This window comes from Thermoplasmata archaeon, from assembly GCA_035632695.1.
Lineage (GTDB): Archaea > Thermoplasmatota > Thermoplasmata > RBG-16-68-12 > RBG-16-68-12 > RBG-16-68-12.
In genome coordinates, this window is record DASQGG010000027.1 from 35,864 (window position 1) to 56,874 (window position 21,011).

General features: G+C 67.1%; 20 protein-coding genes. 8 read left to right on the forward strand and 12 right to left on the reverse strand.

Features of this window, described 5'->3' with window-relative positions; all coding sequences use genetic code 11:
- Positions 1-122 precede the first annotated feature (122 nt).
- The 5 genes from VEY12_02060 to VEY12_02080 all read right to left on the reverse strand — a co-directional run bounded on the left by VEY12_02060 (position 123) and on the right by VEY12_02080 (position 4,172).
- Positions 123-1,055 carry a hypothetical protein gene (locus VEY12_02060; protein ID HYM38916.1) on the reverse strand — a complete coding sequence of 311 codons (933 nt, stop codon included), beginning with the start codon at positions 1,053-1,055 and terminating at the stop codon, positions 123-125.
- Entirely contained in the window at positions 1,052-1,519 is a 468-nt protein-coding gene (locus tag VEY12_02065) for a chromate resistance protein ChrB domain-containing protein (GenBank protein ID HYM38917.1), read from the reverse strand. The genes VEY12_02060 and VEY12_02065 overlap by 4 nt, the downstream gene beginning before the upstream one ends.
- Before the next feature lie 80 nt (positions 1,520-1,599).
- On the reverse strand, positions 1,600-2,733 hold the full coding sequence (locus VEY12_02070) for an MFS transporter (GenBank protein HYM38918.1): 1,134 nt from the start codon (positions 2,731-2,733) through the stop codon (positions 1,600-1,602).
- A gap of 121 nt (positions 2,734-2,854) precedes the next feature.
- Positions 2,855-3,292: a hypothetical protein gene (locus VEY12_02075; protein HYM38919.1), complete on the reverse strand. Its 438-nt coding sequence runs from the start codon at positions 3,290-3,292 to the stop codon at positions 2,855-2,857.
- Between the two features lie 88 nt (positions 3,293-3,380).
- Entirely contained in the window at positions 3,381-4,172 is a 792-nt protein-coding gene (locus tag VEY12_02080) for a hypothetical protein (protein ID HYM38920.1), read from the reverse strand.
- Between the two features lie 164 nt (positions 4,173-4,336).
- Here VEY12_02080 and VEY12_02085 point away from each other — a divergent pair, with 164 nt between their 5' ends.
- Both VEY12_02085 and VEY12_02090 read left to right on the forward strand, forming a co-directional pair.
- Positions 4,337-5,506: a thiolase family protein gene (locus VEY12_02085; protein HYM38921.1), complete on the forward strand. Its 1,170-nt coding sequence runs from the start codon at positions 4,337-4,339 to the stop codon at positions 5,504-5,506.
- Positions 5,507-5,580: 74 nt separating this feature from the next.
- Positions 5,581-6,432: a 3-hydroxybutyryl-CoA dehydrogenase gene (locus VEY12_02090; GenBank protein ID HYM38922.1), complete on the forward strand. Its 852-nt coding sequence runs from the start codon at positions 5,581-5,583 to the stop codon at positions 6,430-6,432.
- Between the two features lie 21 nt (positions 6,433-6,453).
- Here the strand turns inward: VEY12_02090 and VEY12_02095 are convergent, their stop codons facing one another.
- Complete coding sequence (locus VEY12_02095) at positions 6,454-6,699, reverse strand: twin-arginine translocation signal domain-containing protein (protein ID HYM38923.1); 246 nt, start codon at positions 6,697-6,699, stop codon at positions 6,454-6,456.
- Positions 6,700-6,926: 227 nt separating this feature from the next.
- Here VEY12_02095 and VEY12_02100 point away from each other — a divergent pair, with 227 nt between their 5' ends.
- The 3 genes from VEY12_02100 to VEY12_02110 are packed head-to-tail and all read left to right on the forward strand — an operon-like array spanning position 6,927 to position 14,003.
- The gene (locus tag VEY12_02100; GenBank protein HYM38924.1) at positions 6,927-12,338 is read left to right on the forward strand and encodes an ATP-dependent helicase; all 5,412 of its coding nucleotides are present in this window, start codon (positions 6,927-6,929) and stop codon (positions 12,336-12,338) included.
- Complete coding sequence (locus tag VEY12_02105) at positions 12,335-12,745, forward strand: VOC family protein (GenBank protein HYM38925.1); 411 nt, start codon at positions 12,335-12,337, stop codon at positions 12,743-12,745. The genes VEY12_02100 and VEY12_02105 overlap by 4 nt, the downstream gene beginning before the upstream one ends.
- A 43-nt stretch (positions 12,746-12,788) precedes the next feature.
- The gene (locus tag VEY12_02110; protein HYM38926.1) at positions 12,789-14,003 is read left to right on the forward strand and encodes a M20 family metallo-hydrolase; all 1,215 of its coding nucleotides are present in this window, start codon (positions 12,789-12,791) and stop codon (positions 14,001-14,003) included.
- On the opposite strand, the gene VEY12_02115 is transcribed toward VEY12_02110, so the two are convergent.
- Positions 14,004-14,228: a hypothetical protein gene (locus tag VEY12_02115; GenBank protein HYM38927.1), complete on the reverse strand. Its 225-nt coding sequence runs from the start codon at positions 14,226-14,228 to the stop codon at positions 14,004-14,006. It lies immediately after the preceding gene.
- 84 nt (positions 14,229-14,312) lie between these two features.
- Entirely contained in the window at positions 14,313-16,253 is a 1,941-nt protein-coding gene (locus VEY12_02120) for a tetratricopeptide repeat protein (protein ID HYM38928.1), read from the reverse strand.
- Positions 16,254-16,365: 112 nt separating this feature from the next.
- Here VEY12_02120 and VEY12_02125 point away from each other — a divergent pair, with 112 nt between their 5' ends.
- Positions 16,366-17,103, forward strand: coding sequence for a hypothetical protein (locus tag VEY12_02125; protein ID HYM38929.1), 738 nt, complete (start codon positions 16,366-16,368; stop codon positions 17,101-17,103).
- Here the strand turns inward: VEY12_02125 and VEY12_02130 are convergent.
- The 3 genes from VEY12_02130 to VEY12_02140 all read right to left on the reverse strand — a co-directional run bounded on the left by VEY12_02130 (position 17,093) and on the right by VEY12_02140 (position 18,627).
- The gene (locus tag VEY12_02130; GenBank protein ID HYM38930.1) at positions 17,093-17,569 is read right to left on the reverse strand and encodes a DUF1922 domain-containing protein; all 477 of its coding nucleotides are present in this window, start codon (positions 17,567-17,569) and stop codon (positions 17,093-17,095) included. The two genes, VEY12_02125 and VEY12_02130, sit on opposite strands and share 11 nt — an antisense overlap.
- A 4-nt stretch (positions 17,570-17,573) precedes the next feature.
- Entirely contained in the window at positions 17,574-18,041 is a 468-nt protein-coding gene (locus tag VEY12_02135; protein ID HYM38931.1) for a pyruvoyl-dependent arginine decarboxylase, read from the reverse strand.
- A gap of 118 nt (positions 18,042-18,159) precedes the next feature.
- Complete coding sequence (locus VEY12_02140) at positions 18,160-18,627, reverse strand: N-acetyltransferase (GenBank protein ID HYM38932.1); 468 nt, start codon at positions 18,625-18,627, stop codon at positions 18,160-18,162.
- Between the two features lie 114 nt (positions 18,628-18,741).
- Between VEY12_02140 and asnS the strand changes: the two genes are divergently transcribed.
- Positions 18,742-20,031, forward strand: a complete 1,290-nt coding sequence (gene asnS, locus VEY12_02145; GenBank protein HYM38933.1) for an asparagine--tRNA ligase — start codon at positions 18,742-18,744, stop codon at positions 20,029-20,031.
- Between the two features lie 40 nt (positions 20,032-20,071).
- Positions 20,072-20,569: a hemerythrin domain-containing protein gene (locus VEY12_02150; GenBank protein ID HYM38934.1), complete on the forward strand. Its 498-nt coding sequence runs from the start codon at positions 20,072-20,074 to the stop codon at positions 20,567-20,569.
- Here the strand turns inward: VEY12_02150 and VEY12_02155 are convergent.
- Positions 20,560-21,006, reverse strand: a complete 447-nt coding sequence (locus VEY12_02155) for an HIT family protein (protein ID HYM38935.1) — start codon at positions 21,004-21,006, stop codon at positions 20,560-20,562. The genes VEY12_02150 and VEY12_02155 overlap by 10 nt on opposite strands.
- Positions 21,007-21,011: the final 5 nt, after the last annotated feature.

Consider the following 21,011-nt stretch of genomic DNA (forward strand, 5'->3'; position numbering starts at 1 on the left):
CCGCCCAAACCGGACGGCTCCTTCCCCGAGCTGGGGACGTACGAGAAGCACGGGAAGCTGGATGGCGCGTGGCTGGACACGGCCATCGTGGAGCGCCTGATTCCCGAGAACCTCCGCTGACCCTACGCCGGCTCGACGTCCTCGAACACGGCGGCCCGATGGCTGGCGGGGAGGAACGCGTACACCCGGTCGCGCGTGGGATCGAACGCCAGGGTATGCGCGCCACGCTCCGTGGGCCGGGACTCGACGCGGTCCAGGGTCCGCGTGTCGAACACGTCGATGACTCCGGGGTCGCCGATGGCCACGTACAGACGGTCGAGGCGTCCGTTGAGGAAGACCACGTCGGGCGCCCCGCTCAGCGGGCGTTCGCCGAGGACTTCGCCGGAGGATCGATTGAGGACGACGAGCTTCCCGTCGTCGCACGCACAGTACAGGCGGCCGCGGATCGGGTCCAGGTCCAGCCCATGGGGGCCGCCCGCGGGAACGGGCAGGACACGGGCGATGCGGTCCGGGTGCGGCGCATCGATGACGACGATCTCCGGCGGATCCCGGATGTTCACGTAGAACGCCCGGGTCTTCGAATCGTACAAGGTCCAGCGCGTGCGGCCCGGGACGGGCAGGTCGGCGAGCATCGCCCTCGCGGCCGTGTCCACCAGGGAGACCGTCGTCGACCTCGGGATGCTGGGATCGCCGACGTTCGCCGCGAGGAGGAGGCGATGACCCGGGGCGAACGCGAGTCCGTTCGGATGCAGACCCACCTTCACCTTCACCGCGTCGGCCTCCTTCCCCTCCTCGAACAGGCTGACCGTGTCCTCCCCGCGGTTCGACGTGAAGACGAGGTTCCGGTCCTCGGACACCAGGACGCCCGCGACCCCCTTCAGGCCGGTAGCCGAACGCAGGTAGCGATTCTCCCGCAGATCGATGATGTCCACGGAGTCGTTCGCGGGGTGGGCCACGTACAGGTGACCCGCGGGGCCGTGGATCGCCGCATGGTCGAAGCCTCCCTCACCTCGGTGTGCCGGGAGGTCGACGAAACCGCGGGGTTCGAGGCTCATCGGGCCGCGTGCTCCAGCTTGCCCTTGCCCTCGACCGTGAGCTTGCTGTATGTGTAGAGGGCGTCGTACGCGGGGAACTGGAGGCGCATGTTGTCGAAGTCGTCCTTGGCGTTCGTGCGGAACCCTAGGGCCAGCGCCTCGAGACCGGCTCCCTCGGGCCGCGGTCTTCGAGGAGCCGCATCCGCGGTGCGGACGATCTCCGCCATGCTCAAGAGGGCCGGGTCCGTGAGCCTGTACTTCTTGATGATCGCATCGAAGCTGCACCGCTCGTCGTCCCCCTCCTTGAAGTGATGGAGCTCCGCGCCGGGCGTGTCGAAGGGGATGGCGCCCTCCGCCTTGGCGACGTCCAAGACCTTCTCCCGCGGGACGAACAGGAACTCGGCTTCCGGGTCCACGAACCGCGTGATCAACCAGGGGCACGCGATCCGGTCCACCTTGGCCTTCTCTCTGGTCACCCATTTCATGTGTCTCTCCTCCGTGCGCACCGACGACCGGTCTGCTACTAAAGTCTAACGCCGATTCCGACGCTGCGGCAGAGCCCCCTTCAGGGGGCTCGTTCCCCGTTCTCCTCGGGCGGATGGGTCTTGCGGAAGCTCCGGTAGATTAGGCCGTCGTAGAGGAGCTTGAGGCCCCCGGCAGCGACCAGGGGCGTGCCGAGCCAGAGGCTCTGAAGCGCGTATCCCGCAATCGAGGGGCTGATGGACGACGCCACCGTGCGCGTCGCGCTCGTGAGTCCCGCCGCGGGGGTGCGGTCCTCCTCGTCCACGATCGCCATGACGTACGACTGCCGCGTGGGCACGTCCATCTGGGACAGGGACTGGCGGCACAGGAGGAGGGCGACGGCGGTGGCGGGCGTCGGCGCGAAGGCCACGGCAATCAGGAAGACGTTCGACGGCACGTGGCTGAAGACCATGGTCCGGAGGAGGCCGATTCTCCGCGCGATGCGCTCGGCCAGGAGGAAGGACAGGGCGGTCACGAGCTGGGTCAAGAAGAAGATGGCACCGAGTTCAGGCATCGGCAGTCCGAATCGGAGGTAGAAGTAGTAGGAGAGGATGCTCGACCCGACAAAGCCACCCCCGAAGGCGTCGATCGCGAAGAGGCCGGACAGGCGCAGCACGATCGGCCGGGCTCGGGGCGACAGGACGGACCGCTGCGCTCGTCCTTCGAGTTCGACCCCTCTGGACAGGGACGCGTAGAGAACCATGCCCACGAGGCCCGAGACCATGTAGCCGAGGAACAGCGGCCGGTACCCCACATAGCTCGGGAGTCCCGCGAGCAGCGCGCCGACGGCGGAGGCGCCGTACCCGACGAGGTTGTATACGCTGAAGGCCAGCGTCCTTCGGGAGGCCGAAGTGGTCCGCGGGAGCATGGCCTGCTCCAGGGAAAGGAAGGGTCCCACCTCCCCGGCGCCCACGGACATGTTCCCGACGATGCCCGCCAAGACGGGGGCCCACCAGTCCGTCGAGCTGAACAGGAGCGCGCCCGCCACGCAGTCGGTGAGGGCGAAGAAGACGAGGGTCTTCCGCCGCCCGATCCGGTCGGCCAGAAGACTCACGGCGAACGTGTAGAAGGCGCTGCTCAGGACCGTCAGGGTGAGGACGACGCCCACCGCCACAGGGTCGAAGCCGAGCTGGGCCAGGTAGACGCCGAAGACCACGCCGAGGAATCCGTACGGCACGGTCCGGACGGTCTTCTCCAGGAAGAGGAGCCTGCCATCCCGATTGACCCATGCCGCCGAACCGGACTCCTCCGCCGTTCCCTCACCCCATCCGACGTCGCCGGCTCCCGCCGCCGAGCCCTCAGGCCCTCGGGGTCGGGACCTCGACGCGTTCGAACTCCCGTTCCTCCCACATGTCGTACGCCGTCGCGGCGGAGGACGCTTGGCTCAGGATCGCGAGGGCCACGACCAGGTGAAGGACGAGGACGACCTCGAGCCCGGGAAGCGACCAGCCGAGGACGACGACGAGGAACGCGTAGATTCCGAGGACGAACTGGGCCGACGCGAGACTCGCGGTGGATCGGACGATGCGACGGATCCGGTCGGGGATCGCCATGCGCTTGATGTGGCTTTGGTGGTAGTGCGCGAGGAAGACGATCGCGAAACCCAGGGCGACGTGGAGGTAGATGCTCCCGGGGAAAACGACCAGGGCGATGAGTATCTGGACGAACACGATCCAGATTATGGCGTACAACGTCTTCCAGGGAGACCGCGTCTCGGGTTGCGGCGGGACGGCCAACGTACCACCGCGGGTCCAACGGGCATGCCGTTCATAAAGTCGGCGGGCAGCGGTCCGCGCAGGAAGGAAAAAGGGGGACGGGCCGCCGTCACAGCGGCCCGCAGGTGTAGGTGGGGTGGTTCGGGATTCCGAGGCCATCCGGGCGCTCGGCCCAGAACTTGAACTCGAAGCTTCCCCGGGATTGCGGGTGGATCTCCACGAGGAAGCCGCTCTGGTCGCCGTTTCCCGAAGCAACGACGTGGTCGGTGAAGGGCATCGTGAGGGCCCACTCCATGGGGTTCGCGGAGCCGTTGACCATGCCGTAGTAGTACAGGACCTTGAGGAGGTCCGATCCCGAGTTGCGCACCACGGCGGTGGCGTTCAGGCCCGGGTCAATCAGGGACCGGTACCCGGGTTCGTCACGCTCCGCGATCTCGTGGAGCACGACGGGCCAGTAGTCCGCATCGCCGAGGGCCGCGGTCAGCGTGGCCACGGTCGTCCCCGCCGGGAAGGAGACGCCTTGCGCGGCCAGGAGCGGGCCGTTCCAGCCGATGTAGTACGACAGGGTGCGCGAGCTCACGACCTCTTCGGCGCCGCAGCCCGCGTAGATCGTGATCTCGTCGGGGACCGTGTTGTTCGGATTCCGCGCTTCGATGCGGAGCACCGCGGGCACCGGGCGGTTCGCGTTGTTCGCCAGGGTCGCCACGACGCGGAACACCTCGCCGGGAGCCACCGACGTCGGGACCCCGTCGACGGTCAGCGTGATGGCCTGACCCGTCACCTGGACGGTCCGATTCTCCGTGTTGCTGATCGTGGGCGTGAGCACGCCCATGGCACTGGCCGCGAGGACGGCCACCAGCAGGACCGTCCACCTTGCCCTGAGTTTCTTTCCAAGACCCATCGTTCGCACCTCGCCCGCGCCACCGGCGCAGGACGAGACGGCGGATGGCGGCGCGCGTCGGATAAGCCGGCGTCGTACAGCCACCGTGCACGTAGTCGCGCGGCCCCGCCGACATGTTAAATAGAGTGCGGGCTTCTTTCGCCGTCCACGGGAGAGGAGACCCGGTGACCGAGGTCGTCATCGCCGGCGCGTGTCGCACGCCCATCGGCAAGTACGGCCGAGCGTTCCGAAACGTGGAGGCCGTCAAGCTCGGGAGCCTCGTCGTCGCGGAGGCCGTGCGGCGCACGGGACTCGTCGGCGCGGACATCGAGGAGGTCATCCTGGGCAACGTGATCCAGGCGGGCTTGGGTCAGAACCCCGCGCGGCAGGCCGCCCTGTACGCGGACTTGCCGGATCGGATTGGGGCGGTGACGATCAACAAGGTGTGCGCAAGCGGGATGAAGAGCGTGGCGATCGCCGCGGACGCGATTCGCGCGGGTTCCGAGGAGGTCATCGTCGCGGGAGGCATGGAGTCCATGAGCCGCGCCCCCTACCTCGTCAAGGAGGCGCGGTGGGGGATTGGGTACAACAACGTTCCCTTCCTGGACGCCATGGTCCACGACGGGCTCTGGGACGCCTACAACCAGTTTCACATGGGCGTCACGGGCGAGATTGTCTCCGAGCGGTTCAAGGTCACCCGCGAGGACCAGGACGCCTTCTCCCTCGAGAGCCACCGCCGGGCCGCGCGTGCCACGCTGGACGGCAAGTTCAAGGAGGAGATCCTCGCCGTCGACGTGCCCGGGCAGCCCCGCGTCGAGCTTGACGAGGGGGTCCGCCAGGACACCTCGATGGAGAAGCTCGCGAGGTTGCCCCCCGTGTTCCGAGAGCACGGGGTCGTCACCGCGGGGAACGCGTCCCAGCTCAGCGACGGGGCGTCCGCGATGGTGGTCCTGTCGCGCGCCGCCGCGGACCGGCATGGCGTCAAGCCCCTGGCGAAGATCGTGGACTACGTGACCTCCGGCGTGAAGCCCGAGCTCGTCATGGAGGCGCCGATCCCGGCCGTGCGCAGGATCCTGAAGAAGACGGGCATGAAGATCGACGACTTCGACCTCATCGAGCACAACGAGGCGTATGCCGCGGCGAGCGTCGCGGTGATGAAGGAGTTGGGAATCGACCACGCCAAGTTCAACGTGAACGGCGGGGCCGTGGCCCTGGGCCACCCCCTGGGGTGTAGCGGAGCGCGCATCCTGACCACGCTCGTGTACGCGATGAAGGATCGAAATGCGAAACGGGGGCTCGCGACCCTCTGCCTCGGCGGGGGCAACGCGATGGCGATGATCCTGGAACGGCCCTGACGTACTCGAGTTCGTCTCGTGTGGAGTTCGGCCGGGCCATACGCTCAAGAGGCCTCCCGGGCTATGCCGCGACCATGTCCGTTCGAACGATCGCCGTCCTCGGGGCGGGACAGATGGGGGCCGGCATCGCTCAGGTTGCGGCCGCGGCCGGATATGACGTGGTCATGCGGGATATCGAGGACCGCTTCGTCCTGGGAGGACTGTCCAAGATCCAGGGTCGGCTCCAGCGCGCCGTGAGCAAGGGGGAGCTCGACGCCGCGGCCCAGGAGGCCATCCGCTCCCGGATTCGGGGCACGCTGGACATGGCCGCCGCGGCGAAGGCCGATCTCGTGATTGAAGCGGTTCCTGAGGAGCCCGAACTCAAGAAGTCGGTCCTCCGCGAGATGGACAGGATGGCGGCGCCGCAGACGATCCTGGCGAGCAACACGTCGTCCATCAGCATCGGTGAACTCGCCGCTGCGACCCGGCGTCCCGATCGATTCGTTGGCATGCACTTCTTCAACCCCGTCCCCGTGATGAAGCTGGTCGAGGTCGTCCAGGGCAAAGCGACGAGCCCGGAGACCTTGCGAATTGCCCTCGAAGTCTGCATTCGGATGGGCAAGACCCCCGTCGAGGTGCACGACTTCCCCGGCTTCGTCTCGAACCGGGTTCTCATGCCCATGATCAACGAGGCGATCCTGGCCCTCCAGGACGGCGTCGCCACCAAGGAGGCCATCGACACGGTGATGAAGCTCGGCGCCAACCACCCCATGGGACCGCTCGAGCTCGCGGATTTCATCGGACTCGACACGTGCCTGAACATTCTCGAAGTCCTGGAGCGTGGCTTCGCGAGCAATAAGTACGCACCCGCGCCCCTCCTGCGGCGGATGGTCTCCGAGGGCAAGCTCGGGAAGAAATCGGGTCACGGGTTCTACGAGTACGCGTGAGCCGGGCTCCGGGCAGCCCGTCTAGAGCTTGCCGCCCAGGAGTCTCTGAAGGAAGGACGGGCCGGTAGGCTGCGACGGGGTCCGGATGATCTTTCCCGCGGTGGCCTGGCTCGTCTGGGATCCGGTGGCGGACTTGAGAAGGCCCTGGATGCCTTTTTGCCTCGTGGCCGCGAGGATGACGGCGCCTACGACGGCTCCCGCGCCCGCGAGCGTGAGGAATTGTCGGCGGCTGATCCCGCGCCCCTTCGTGTCCGCTTCCGTGGCCATCGGAGTCCCCCTCTGGGCCTTTCGCCTTACGGCCTTTCCCGATTCAAAGGTGACGTGGTATAAACCGTTTGCGCACGCATCGTCCGAGTGCGTCCGCCGCCGGACCGGCTTGGCGCCGCGGAGGATCCGCGTCGAGAGAAACGACGTGTTCGGCCCCCCCTTCCGCAAGCCTTTTTTAGCGCACCTCCTATACCTCGTGATTTCCGAGGCTCTCGCGAGGAGGAGGCATGTTACATAGAGTAAAGAAGGCCGTCACGAGAGACGAGGTCCTCGCCCTTCTGCAGCCCCTCCTGCGGGACTGGTTCACCGGGAAGTTCGCCGGCCTGACGGAGCCGCAGTCCTACGCGGTCCCGGTGATTCACGCGCGGAAGAATGTCCTCGTGTCCTCGCCCACGGGGAGCGGGAAGACCCTGACCGCGTTCCTCTCCGTGATCAACGAGCTGTACGCGAAGCAGCTCCGGGGCGAGCTGGAGAACCGGATCTACTGCCTGTACGTCTCGCCGCTCAAGGCCCTCGCGAACGACATCAACCGGAACCTCGAGGAGCCGCTGCGGGAAATCACCGAGCTGGCGGCCAAACAGAATGCGCCCCCGCCCGAGATTCGCGTCGCCGTCCGCAGCGGAGACACGTCGGCCCAGGAGCGTCAGAAGCAAGTGCGGCGCCCGCCCCATATCTTCATCACGACGCCCGAGAGCCTGGCGATCATCCTGAGCACGCCGAAGTTCCGCGAGGCGTTCTCCGAAGTCGAATGGGTCATCATCGACGAGATTCACGAGCTCTGCTCGTCGAAGCGTGGCGCCCTCCTGTCCGTCGGACTCGAGCGGCTGCGGGAGCAGACGGGCCGCGATTTCGTTCGGATCGGACTGAGCGCGACGATCGCGCCGATCGAGGAGGAGGCCAAGTTCCTCGCCGGGTATGAGGACGCGAAGCTGCGGGAGATGCACATCGTCGAGGTGGATACGCGGAAGTCGCTCGATCTCTCCGTGCTCTGCCCCGTCCGGGACATGACCGCCGTGCCCATGGACGTGGCCAACGCCCGGATGTACGACCTGTTGAGCGACTTGATCGACCAACACCGCACGACGCTCATCTTCACGAACACCCGGAGCGGCACCGAGCACGTCTCCTTCAAGCTCAAGGAGCGGGGCGTGGAGGATCTCGAGGCCCACCACGGCTCCCTCTCCAAGGTCACGCGCCTGGACGTTGAGCAGAAGCTCAAGAACGGCGAGCTCAAGGCCGCGGTCTCGTCCACCTCGCTCGAGCTCGGGATCGACATCGGCTACATCGACCTCGTCGTCCAGATCGGTTCGCCCAAGAGCGTGGCCAAGGGCCTGCAGCGGATCGGCCGCGCCGGCCACGCCTACGGGGAGACGGCGATGGGCCGCATGATTGCGTTCGAGCCGTGGGACCTCATGGAGTGCGCCACCCTGGCCAAAGCGGCGTACGACGGCCGCATCGACCGCGTCGACATCCCGAGGAATCCCCTGGATGTGCTCGCGCAGGCCCTGGTGGCGATGTCCCTCGAGCAGCGCTGGGGCACGGAGGAAGCCTACGAGCTCGTCCGGCGGTCCTATTCGTTCCATGACTTGCCCAAGAAGGACTTCCTCGCGGTCGTCGACTACCTGTCCTCCCGCAACCCGGACATCAAGGTGTTCGCGAAGATCTGGTTCGACGAGGCCGAGGGCCGCTTCGGGAAGAAGAAGGGCACCCGGATGATCTACTACACGAACGTGGGCACGATCCCCGAGGAGGGGACGTACCACGTGTACTCGGAGCGAGGCACGCCTCTCGGCGAGCTAAGCGAGCGGTTCGTGGAGTACCTGAGCCCCGGCGATGTCTTCGTCCTCGGGGGCCGCACGTACCAGTTCGCCCGCGCCCGCGGCACGTCCGTGTACGTGAAGGACGCCTCCGGCCGCAGGCCCACGGTGCCGTCGTGGACGGGCGAGATGCTGCCGCGGTCCTTCGACCTGTCCGTCCAGGTAGGCAAGTTCCGGAAGGACCTCGCCGCGAAGATCGACAAGGACGGCGAGAAGGCGGCCCGCGAGTGGCTGGCCCAGGAGTACCGCGTCGACGAGGGCTCCGCGACTTCCTTGGTCTCCTACACCCAGGAGCAGCGCGCCCTGATCGCGGATCTGCCGACGGACGACCAAGTGCTCCTCGAGGGATTCATCGACGAGAAGGGCAACCGGAACATCGTCTTCCACTTCCCCTTCGGGCGGCGGGTGAACGACGCTCTGAGCCGCGCCTACGCGTTCGCGCTCACGGAGAAGCAGCACACGAACGTCCGCGTGAGCGTGACGGACGACAACTTCATGCTCACGGTCCCGAAGCGCGTCGAGATTCCGGGCCTTGCCAGGCTCGTGGCGAGCGAGAACTTGGAAGACCTCCTGCGCAAGGCGATCAAGAACACGGAGCTGTTCAAGCAGCGGTTCCGCCACTGCGCCACGCGGTCGTTCATGGTCCTGAGGAACTACAAGGGCCGCGAGGTCTCCATCGGCCGCCAGCAGCTCCGGTCCCAGCGCGTCCTCGACTGGCTCCACGAGATCGAGGACTTCCCCGTGGTCAAGGAGACGTACAACGAGATCCTCCACGAGGTCATGGATCTGGACCATGCCCGCGAGGTGCTCCAGGCGATCGAGGCGGGGAAGGTCCGCGTGAAGGAGACGGACTTCAGCGGGCTCCCGTCGCCGTTCGCCCACAACGTCGTCCTCCAGGGCGTCTCGGACCTCGTCCTCATGGAGGACCGTTCCGCGCTCCTCCGCGAGCTGCACCGCAAGGTGCTCGAGCGCGTGATGCCCGCGGATCAGATCACCGCGATCCAGTTCCAGCCCTCCGAGGTCCAGGAGTACTTCCGGAAGAAGCTGCCTAAGATTGCCCGCAAGGAGGACATTCTTTCCTACCTCGAGCGCGTCGGCGACGCGAACCTGCTCCAGCAGAAGGGCCGCAACCCGCTCGAACACGCGACCGCGTCGTTTCCGGATGTCCGCAAATGGTCCGGCATGCTCATGGACGAAGGACTCGTCGAGAGTGTGTGGACGCCGCAGGGCGTGCACTGGGCACCGAAGGTCCTCGTGCCCACGTATGCGGCGGTGTATGCGCAGCGTTCGCGCCTGCGGCCAGCCGAGGAGAAGCTCCTCAACCTCATCCAAGAGAAGCCGCGGACACACAAGGAGCTCGCCCGCCTGACGAAGCTCGAGAAGGACGACCTGAACGAGGCCTTGCGCAAGCTCGAGCGCGGGTACGCGGTCGGGCGCAAAGGCGTCGAGGAGACCGTCTACTTCCACCGCGACGTGGAGCGCGCGAAGTTCGAGGAATCCCTGGACCGCCTCCTCACTACGCGCCTCGAGGCGGAAGGGCCGCAATCGGCGCAGGAGCTGGCCGTGGCCATGGGTCTGGAGGCCGAGCTCGTCGAGGAGACCCTCCGGGACCTGGAGAAGGAGAGCCTCGTGACCTCGGGCCACTTCCTCGTGGACAAGGAGTTCCAGTACATGATGACGCGCGACCTGCAGCACCTTCAGCGGAAAGGGGAGACGCGGGAGGTCTTCGAGGAGGGTCAGCTCAAGTCGTTCCTGCTCCAGAAGCAGTTCGCGGACATCCGCACGATCGACGACTACTTCGACCGCTTCCTCGAGGTCGGGATGATCCTGGATCTCTGGAACCACGCGCCCGGGTTTGACTACGCGGAATGGCTCGTGCGCCGGAAGCAGGGGGAGATTCTCGAGGGGCGCTTCCTGAACGGTCGCGTGCGGTACGTCCGCGCGAAGGACGCTCCCCTGTTCCTCGCGGCGTTCCCGCGGAGCCCGTTGACGGACCTCGAGCGCCGCATCCTCGATGTGATCCGCTCCACGGACGGCATCGATCTGTACCGGATCGTGGGCCGGGTCCGCGAGGACAAGGAGAAGGTCAAGGAGGCCCTGGACAAGCTCGACTACGACGTCTACGTGATCCGCAGGTTCCAGGGCGACGGGTGGACCGCGCGGAACTACTACGTGGCGTACGACCCGCCGCAGGAGCCCATCCCTGACGCGATCGAGAAGCTCGTCCGTGCCTTCCTGGCGGCCTACGGACCGGTGCCCTTCTCCGGGATTCGGGAGTGGGCGCGGTTCGAGTGGGACGATCTCGAGGTGCTCCTAGACCGGCTCGAGGAGCAGGGCGTCGTCACGCGCATCCTGATCACAGGCAAGGGCGAGACCGAGATGTACGTCCTCACGGCGGAGCTCGAGGGGCTCCGCAAGGCCCCGGTGGACGGCGGCAAGGACTCCATGCGCGTGCTCTCCCTCCTGGATCCCTGGACCCAGCCTCTGTGGGCTCAGGTGGCGAGTCGCTACGGCGAGGGATGGTTCTTCCCCCTCGTCCAGGACGGCGATCTGGCGGGCATGGCGGAGATCTGGGAGATGAGCGGCTGCGTCGAGGTGCGCGAGCTGGATCTGGTCGCGCCGGACGCGCTCGGGCCGGCGATTGCCGCCCTCGGTCGCATGATGGAGTTCTACACGGTGCGGGGCGTCGATGTGCTGCGGGTCACGCGGTTCCTGGGCAAGGACGTCCCCGATGCGGAGGACGTGTCGCTATGGACGAACGCCGGCTTCGTCCGCCTCGGCGATTTCCTCGCGCACGGTCCCATCGTCCCGAGGGATTTCGACAAAAAGAATCTCCTCGCGTACGCGTTCTCGAAACAAGGGCTCCACCCCGACCAACCGTTCCCGAACGCCCTCGAGACGGCGAAGGCCCTGGGGGGCCTCCGGTCCGACTACGCCGTCCGCCTCCGGGTCCGGGAGTTCGTGCCACTCGAGCGGCTTCATCGCCAGGGGCTACTCGCGAAGGGACTCGCGATTCCCGAGTACTGGTCGTACCTGCTGGAGGACGACCTCCGGCTCTACAAGGCCGCCAAGGCCGCACACCTCACCAAGGACGAGAAGCATGTGCTGAAGATCGTCGCGGAAGAGGGGCCGATCTCGCGGCAGCGCGCTATGGCGCTGTCGGACCTGAGCTATCCCTCGACGGCGGACGCCCTGCGGAAGCTCTACCAGGGGAACCACGTGACGCGGGACGCCGGGAATCGGTATCGCCGGGTCCCCGACCTCAAGATCTCCCAGGAGGAGGCCCGGAAGGAGGTGCTCCGGCGGATCATCCGAAGCCTGGGCGCGACCTCGGCAGAAGCCCTCGCGGCGTACACGCGCTTCGAGTACAACATGGGCGAGACCCGACAGCGGCTGCGGGAGTTCGAGCGCGAGGGCTGGCTGACGAAGGGGTTCCTGGCCCGCGGCGAGCGCACGGTCTACTGGATCCTGAAGGACGACGTGGACCGCGTGGAGGAGGCGACCTTCCAGCGCAAGTTCGTCCTCACGCCCATGGACAACCTCTTCCTTTACCTGCGTCAGGAGATCGTGAACAAATTCCACTCCGGCTACTGCTACGTGGTCTTCGACGGCACAGAGATGGTCGCGTCCTTCAAGGCCCGTCGGCGGAAGACCGAGTTCGTGATCACGGAGTTCGAGGGCGAGCCCGAGACCCGGCGGATCGTGGACGCGTGGCAGGAGGAGAATGAGCTCGCGGTCCACGAAGAGGTCGACCGGATCTCGGACCACGAAGTCATGGAGTGGTTCGCGAAGATGTACGGTCGCGGTGCGGCGGAGCGATGACCGTCACGGGCGTCGACACGATTGCCGTGGTCGTCTCAGACGCGCGGAAGTCCATTGCGTGGTACCGCGACGTCCTGGGATTGGAGGTCGCGTACATTGGGCCCGCGGCCGCCAATCCGGATCCGACCGTCCAAGGCACACCGGATCGCCCGGGGCACTGGGTCGAGCTAGGGCCCGGCCGCCCGCGGACGCGCATCCATCTCTGCGACCTCGGAGGCAAGACCGAACCGGGACCGACGGGGATTACCTTGTTGACTGACGACCTTCGGTCGGAGTACGAACGGATGCGAGCCCGCGGTGTCCGGTTTCTCCATCCGCCGCGCAAGATGGACTGGGGCGAGCGGCTGGTCGCTTTCGTGGACCCCGACGGCAACGAGTTCGACCTGAAGCAGCCTGCAGAGCGCTAGCCCTGGGCAACCTTTATCGAGCGGCGGTCGATGGCCGACCTCGATGCCTATCGAGGACGTCCTCGGCCGGTTGGACAAGATGCGGGCTGACATGGTCTCCACGCTCGCCGACCTGTGCCGCATCCCCGCCATCGGGCCGACGAACGGCGGCGAGGGCGAAGGCAAGAAGGCCGCGGCGGTCCAAACCCTCCTGAAGGACTCGGGCCTCAAGGTCGAACACTTCGACGCGCCGGACAAGCGCGTCCCGGGTGGGAAGCGTCCCAACCTCATCGTGCGCCTCGGGAAGGGCCCCCGCCTCTGGTTCCTCTGCCACCTGGACATCGTCCCGCCCGGCGATCCGAAAGGATGGCGGTGCGACCCGTTCGACCCGAGACTCTTGGACGGTCGCCTCTACGGCCGCGGCACGGAGGACAACGGCCAGGCGCTCGTCTCCGTGCTCTCCGCGTACCGGGCCATCGTCAAGGCGAAGGAGAAGCCCGGCCGTGCCTTGGGTTTCGCGATCGTTTCCGACGAGGAGACGGGCAGCGCCCTCGGCGTGAAGCATCTCCTCACGCAGGACCTGTTCCAGCCCAAGGACGCCTTCGTCATCCCGGATTGGGGCATGTCCTCCGGCGGCGAGGTCGAGGTTGCAGAGAAGAGCCTCCTCTGGCTCAAGATCACGGTCACGGGCAAGCAGGGCCACGCGAGCCTGCCGAACGAAGCGGTGAACGCCCACCGCGCCGGCGCGTTCCTCACGACCGCGGTTGACGCGAACCTCCCCCGGCGGTTCAAGGCGACGGACCCCCTGTTCCGTCCCTGGGCGTCGACGTTCGAGCCCACGAAGCACGAGCCCAACGTCCCCAACGTGAACACGATCCCCGGCGAGGACGTCTTCTACTTCGACTGCCGGGTCCTCCCCAGCTACGCGCCCAAAGAGGTCGTCGCCGCGGTCCAGGAGCTCGCGGCGCAGACGATGCAGACCTTCGGCGTCCAGGTGAAGATTGAGGTCACGAACCAGGAGTCGAGCCCGCCCACCCCCGCGGACGCGCCGATCGTGCGGGAGCTCCTGAGGGTCCTCCAGAAGGTGCGAAACCTCCGGGCAAAGCCCGTCGGGATCGGCGGTGGCACCGTGGCGGGGCCGCTCCGGGAGGAGAGGTTCCCGTGTGCCGTGTGGTCGACCACGGACGAGACGGGGCACGGGATCAACGAGTACAGCCGCGTGGACAACCTCGTCGCGGACGCCAAGGTGTTCGCAGCCCTCATGCTCGGGCCCGAGTGATCAGGCGCGCGACGTGACGACGGCGTCCTTGATCATGACGACGCTCACGCTGTCGAGGAGCAGGTGCGCCCCGCACTTCGGGCAGTCAATCCCGTTCCATGTGTCCGCGGAGCGGGACGAGTCCAAAGAGATCCGCGTGGACTTGCAATAGGGGCACAGGAAGCTGACCTGGAGGTCTCGGTCCTTCAGGCGGTCCAGGGTCACCTTGTCCACGATGGGTTGCACGCCTTGTCCTCCATCACGGGTCGCCTACCCGTTCGACTTGGAGGCATATTAAGAAAATGGAACACCTGTCGAAGTTCCGACGACTCAGCCCGTCCCCGTGGCCGCGCGATCGTTCAGGCGCAGCGCGCGGTCCGCGCAGGAGGTCGCCTCGTCGTACCGGCCCAGCTTCGTCAGCACGTAGCCTTTGTTCACCCACGCCCCGCGGTACCCGGGATCGATCTCCAGAGCCCGGTCGTAGCACGCGAGCGCCTCCTCGAAGTGCCCGAGCCGGGCGAGCGTGTTGCCCTTGTTGTTCCAGGCGACCTCGTACCTCGGGTTGACCTTGAGGGCGGCGTTGAAGCTGCGGAGGGCGTCAATCAAGCGCCCCATCTTGGTCAAGGCGTTCCCCTTGTTCAGCCACGCGACCTCGTTGCGCGGATTCAGGTCGAGCGCCTTGTCGATGACCCTGAGGGCCTCCTCGTACCGGCCCATGAGGACGAGGCTCGCGCCCTTCCCGTACCAGGGCGTCTCCTCGCCCGGCGTGCCCTTCCCGGCCACGGCAATCGCGCGGTCGAAGTCCTGGACGGACGCCGCATAGTCCTGGCGCCTCAGGTGGGTCTCGGCCTTCGTGAGTTCGCGGCCCAGGAGCAAGCCGGAGCGCCGCTGCCGGACGCCCTCGGCAACGACCGCCGCGGGCCACGGCGTCAGGGCGACCAGGCCGAACGTCCACGCGGCGCTCCCCGCGAAGGGAAACCCGAGGGCTTCGACGAGCGCAAGCGCGACGAGCGGCAGCGCGGCCGCCGCTACAATCAGGTCGCGCGTCTTGGACGCGAGCAGGCGTCGCGTCGCGAAGGCGAGCCCCAGGGCGCCCGAGACGGACAAGATGGGCGCGAGCGTCTGGTGGAGCACGGGAGCGGCCGAGGAGAGGATCGCCCCCACGAGCAAGGCGATCGCGTCCGTCCGAGGCAGGCCCACGCCTCGGGCCACAAAGCCCGTCGCGACCAGGTACGCCGCGAGGATGCCGGCCATCGCGGCGACGCTCCATGCGATTCCCGGCTCACCCGCGAGATTCGACACGTAGAGGATTCCCGCTGCGGCCACAAGGAGTCCTCCCGTGAGTTCGGAGGGCAGCCGAACGGAGGACCGTCGCCTCGGCACGCGACGAGGGGTTTGCCGCACCCTCGGCGTCCGCGGAACGCGGTGGGCGTCAGGAGCGGGAGGGCTGGGGGCTGTCCGCGGACTCGGGACGGGCCGGATTGGCGTCCTGGGAGGCCGCGCGATCGGTCGGAGCCGAGGCGGCTCGAGCGGCTTCTTGGCGCTCGCGACCGTCTCCGCCGCGGGCGGGGGCGCAGGAGCGGCGGAAGGCCGAGGGTACGATGCGGGTTGCTGGGGCTTCGGGGCCTTGGCGCGCTTCGCGATGCGGCGGATCTTGGTCTCCTTCTTCGTCCTCGCAGGTTGGTCCAGCTCCCTGAGGATGTCGTCGATCTGGTCGAGTTCCGAGGGTTCCTGAGGCGCGGCCGGATGGGGCTCGGGTGGCGTCTCCATCGTGCGCGCGGCTTGCGGTTCCGTCGCGGGAGCGGCGGTCTCCCCCGGAGGTTCCTCGGTCCCGCCGAGCGGCTCGCCACAGATCTCGCACTCCTTCCACGTGGCCTCGTTGTCGGCGCCGCAGACGGGGCAGAGGGTGATATCGAGGATATCCTTCTCGGGGACCGGTTCCACGGGCTCGGGCTCGAACTCCGCCCCGCAGCGCGGGCACTTCGGATCCCCCGTGGCCACGAAGCCGCCGCAGTTCGTGCAGAGGAACAGAAGGCCGTTCTCTCCCGACTTCAGGACGTCGTCCACGTCGCGGTCCTGGAGCTGCTTCGGGTTGCGGAACCCCTTCTCGAATAGGGCGAGGGCTTTCTCGCGGGGGATGCCGAGGGCTCGGCAGAGGCGGACGACTGCCTCGTCGATGACGAAGGCCCCGCAGTTTTCGCACTCCGTCTCGTCCGGGGGCATCGGCTCCTGACAGACGGGGCACAGGGCCCGGGCTGTCTTCCCGGGCATCGCCTCGGTCCATGTCGGGCCTCGGGCCATAAAGCCGCGCACCCTGTTGTCAGCCGCGATAACCCTGGGGTCGGACCGCTTAAGTAGCGCGGGACGCTTGCTCGGCCGTCCCATGGTCTCGCAGCTCGACTTCAGCGTCGCCCTCGTCCTGGGCCTCGCGCCCGCCCTGGGCGTCATGTACTGGTCCATTCGCCGGTTCGACATCCCCTTCACGGAGTACCGCCTCTTCGACGACCGGCGCATGTTTGGGGGGCTTGCCGCCGGTCTGATCTTCGGCGCAGTCGCCGGCTTCGTCGAGGAGCAACCCCTTGGGAATGTCCTCGGCGCGATTCTCGCCCTCGTGGCCTTCCTCGTGTTCGAGGAATCGTTCAAGATGGTCTGGCTCAACCGGAAGTCGTACCGGGGAAGGTTCGACACAACCTTCTACGGCGTGTCCGTCGGCGTCGGGACCGCGGCGATGCTCGTCGTGGCCGACGTCCTGACGTTCATGGGTCGAGGCGGCGCCCTGTACACGGTCGAGAACTTGGCCCTATACCTGCTTTTCTCCGCAAGCTTCAGTCTCATCCAGGCCGACACGGGGGTCCTGATCGGGTTCGGCGCGTCCCGGGGCGAGACGATTTGGCCCTTCCTCAAGGCCGTCCTCGTGCGTCTGGCTCACGCGGCCATGCTCCTCGCTTTCTCGCTGGGCGCCGACGAGCCCTGGAGCCTGATCGCCGTGGTCACGTCGATCGTGTTCGCGGCCATCCTCTACCACTACGTGTACACGGTCCTCCTGCCCGCCACGCTGCCGGAGGACGTCCGCCGGGAGATGAAGCGCGAGAAGCGCCGCGATCGACGGGCTAACGCCTGAGGTCGACCGCACGGTAGAAGCCCGGCTTGGGCTCGAAGACGACGTTCGCATCGAGCAGGACCGCGAGCGCGACCTCCGCATCGGGCAGCCCGAGGCCCTCGAGGACACGCGTCCAGTCGTCCCGCGTGAACAGCTCGAGTTCATTCGTCAGTTCGACCGCCGCCGCCCGGATCCGCGAGGACCGGTCTCCGCGGCTCGGGATGGCGGCGATCACCCGCGCGTGAACCTCCCTCGGACGCGGCTTCCTCGCCGAGGCCAGCGCCCTCTGGACCTCCTTGGCGCCTCCCGCGAGTTCCGCGTTGACTTGGCCCACGAGGGGGGCGAGCTCCCGTGCCGTGGCGGCCCGTCCCCGGATCCGCGCGGGGACCACCCGGATCTCGAAGCCGCACGCGCAGGCGGTCGTCTTCTGCTTCAGGTCCACGCCCTTCGCCCGGCGGCACCGCGGGCAGACGATCACGCCGTACATGGGCTCAGGTCATGAAGACGACCGCGGCGAGGCACGCGCCGTAGTGGTCCATGGGCGTGCTGAGTTCCTCGATCCGGTATTCCAGGCGGCGGAACTTGATGCCCCGCATCTTGGCCATCTCGCCCATCTTCCACTCCAGGACCTCCTGGAGCGACTTCTTGGTACCGTGCATGTGACCCTCCGCGACGTAGCCGCCGAGACCGTCGTCCCGGAAGCCGTAGGCGATGCCCGCGGAGATCGTCTCGCCCTCTCCGCCGCGTTGCTGCGCGAGGACGCAGAACGTGATCGCGCCCATCGGCAGGTCCCGCTGCCGTACCTGCCGGATGCCGATGGGGAGGACGGAGGACACGGAGACGATGTTCTGCTCCGAGAGGCCGGCGTTCAGGAGGGCCTCGTCGAAGGCGTTCAGGTCGGAGACCTTGGAAACGGCCTTCCCCGACGTGACGAAGAATTTCGTGGGCACGGGCAACATGGGGGTTCGCGGAAGTGGCCAACGTCGCGCTCGGCTTAAGCGTTTGCGGCGGCGGCCGGCGGCCCGATTCCGGATCGCGTCGCCCGATTTTTATTCGGTTGAGTATATTTTTCAATGCTCACGAATTGGCTGGGGGAGCGTCCGTCTCATCCACGAGGGAGCGGACCATGCTGTACGCATCCTCGCCCCAGGAGTAGTAGCCGTACAGCACGCCATCGGTCTTGTAGCCAAGTCCCCGGTAGAACTCGATGGCGCCGTAGTTCCGCGTGCTCACCTCGAGGCGCACTCGGGTGCACCCGCGCCTACGCGCTTCCGCCTCGGCGGCCTGCATCATCCGCGTGCCGAGGCCCTCCCTGCGGCGGTCGGGCATCGTCGCGATCGAGAGGACGCGACAGAACTGTACCTCGAACAGGAGCATGATGGCCGCGATCACCGCTCCGTCGGCCGATTCCTCGACGAACGTCGCGGCGCGCTCGTTGCGGAGAATCCAGTCCACGTGGTCCTTGCGGAATCGGTGCTCCTTGAAGCAGGCGATCTCGATTCGGTAGATGGCCCCTAAATCGGTGGGCGTCGCGATGCGCAGCAAGGACCCGAGCCACCGCGAGGATGGTTCATGTCTTTTTGCCTGCGCCCGTGTCTCGCCCCTCGGTTGCTCGGACCGCGAAAGAGTAATCTAGACCCACCGGAATGGCCGAGGGCTATGGTTGGCGTCGCGGAGGTCCTCCACGGGAAGCACTCGGGTGCGTCCGTCGAGCTGAAAGGCTGGATCTACCGAACGCGGACGATCGGCGGCAAGGCGTTCGTCGTCCTGCGGGACGCCACCGGGGTGGTCCAAGTCACCATCGCCAAGGATGCCGTCTCGCCCAAGGCGTTCGCGGCGGCCGAGAAGGCACTCATCGAATCTTCCGTAATCGTGCGAGGAACCGTGGTCGCGGACAAGCGCGCCCCCGGCGGCTGGGAGGTCCGAGCGACCGACTTCCAGGTCGTGCACTTCGCGGAGAAGTTCCCGATCCAGGAGGACCTGAGCGAGGAGTTTCTCCTCGACATCCGGCACCTCTGGGTCCGCTCCCAGAAGATGACGACGATCTTCCGGATCCGCGACAGCGTGTTCAAGGCGGTCCACGAGTACTTCCGCAGTCAAGGGTTCTGGGAGGTCTCGCCGCCCATGATCACCCCCGCGGGGAGCGAAGGCGGCTCCACGCTCTTCGAGCTGGACTACTTCGGCAAGAAGGCGTACCTCACCCAGTCGTGGCAGCTCTACGCGGAGGCGCTCGTCCTGGCCATGGAGAAGATCTACTACGTCGGACCGTCCTTCCGCGCCGAGAAGTCCCGCACGACCCGCCATCTCACGGAGTACTGGCATGCGGAGATGGAGCAGGCCTGGGCGGGCATGGCCGAGGTCCTCACGCACGCGGAGGGCGTAATCTCCCACGTCTGCCAGGTCGTGGCCGAGGAACGCCCCGAGGACGTGGTCGCCATGGGCCGCACGCCCGAATTCCTGAAGGCGGTGACGCCGCCCTTCGAGCACCTCACCTACGACGAGGCGCTGAAGATTCTCAAGTCCAAGGGCATCGAGATCGAGTGGGGCAAGGACCTCCGGACCCTCGAGGAGCGCGCGCTGACGGAGGGCAAATCGAAGCCCATCGTCGTGACGCACTATCCGCGCGTCTCCCAGGCCTTCTACAAGGCCCGGGACCCGCAGCACCCGGACCTCGTCCTGGGGTTCGATGTGATCGCGGGCGACGGCGTGGGCGAGGTCGTCGGCGGCAGCGAGAGGGAGACGGACCTCGAGGTCATCAAGAAGTCCTTGATCGAGCAGGGCGAGGACCCCAAGGCGTACGACTGGTACCTCGACTCCCGCCGCTACGGCAGCGTGCAGCACGCGGGCTTCGGCATGGGGATGGAGCGGCTGATCCAGTGGATCTGCAAGCTCGAGCACATCCGGGACGCCGTGCCGTTCCCGCGGACGCCCGCCCGCGCGTCGCCGTGAACGGACACCCTTTTAGGCCCCGCGCACTTGGGTGCCCTCGATGGGCGAGGCCTCGGATCCATTCCAGCCCCTCCTCGACGACCACGAGGAGTTCCTCGAGAAGCTCACCGAGCTCGAAGCCGTCCTCGACGAGATGATGCGTACGCGGGAGGCAGGCGACGGGAACTTCGAGCTCCTCGACGAGTCGATTCGGTTCTTCGAAGACGAACTCCTGCCTCATTTCCGGAAGGAGGATGAGATCGTGCTGCCGCCCCTCGAAGCGGCGATCGGGCGGTTCGGCACGCTCGTGAACGTTGTCGCGTACGAGCACGAAGAGATTCGACGGGAGATCGCGAAGTTCAAGGAGGCCCGGTCCGAGTTGAACGTGCGCGCGGGACGGTGGCCCGCGATCCAGGAGCTGAACCGCCACGGCGTCTTCACGATTCAATTCCTCTGGGATCATTTCCGCAAGGAGAAGGTGAGCCTCTTCCCGACCGCGGCCCGATCGCTGCCCGCGGAGCAGCTCGCGGCGATCCGGGATCGACTCGCTCAGCGGTGACCCGCCGCCGTGCGGATCGCCTCGGCCAGCTTGTCGAGCTCCTCCCGCTTGGGCATGGAGCCGTACCGCGGCCCCATCCGCAGGCCGACGCCGTCACCCGCGAACCGGGGATACGCGTGGAGATGGACGTGGAAGATCTCTTGCCCCGCCACCTCCCCGTCCGCGAGGTGCAGGTTTACACCCTCGCACCTGACCCCGCTCCGATACAGGGCGAGGGCAAGTCCCCGGGCCATCTCGAACACGCGCCCGCCGTCTCCGGGGGCGAGATCCTGGAGGCGCGCCGCATGGCGCTTCGGGACCACGAGGAAGTGTCCGGGGTTGATGGGGCGGATGTCCAGGAACGCGAGGGAGTGCTCGTCCTCGGCGAGAAGGCTCGCGGGCAACTCCCGCCGCACGATCTTGCAGAAGACGCAGGACGCCTCCTCTCCCGAGGGCACGGTTC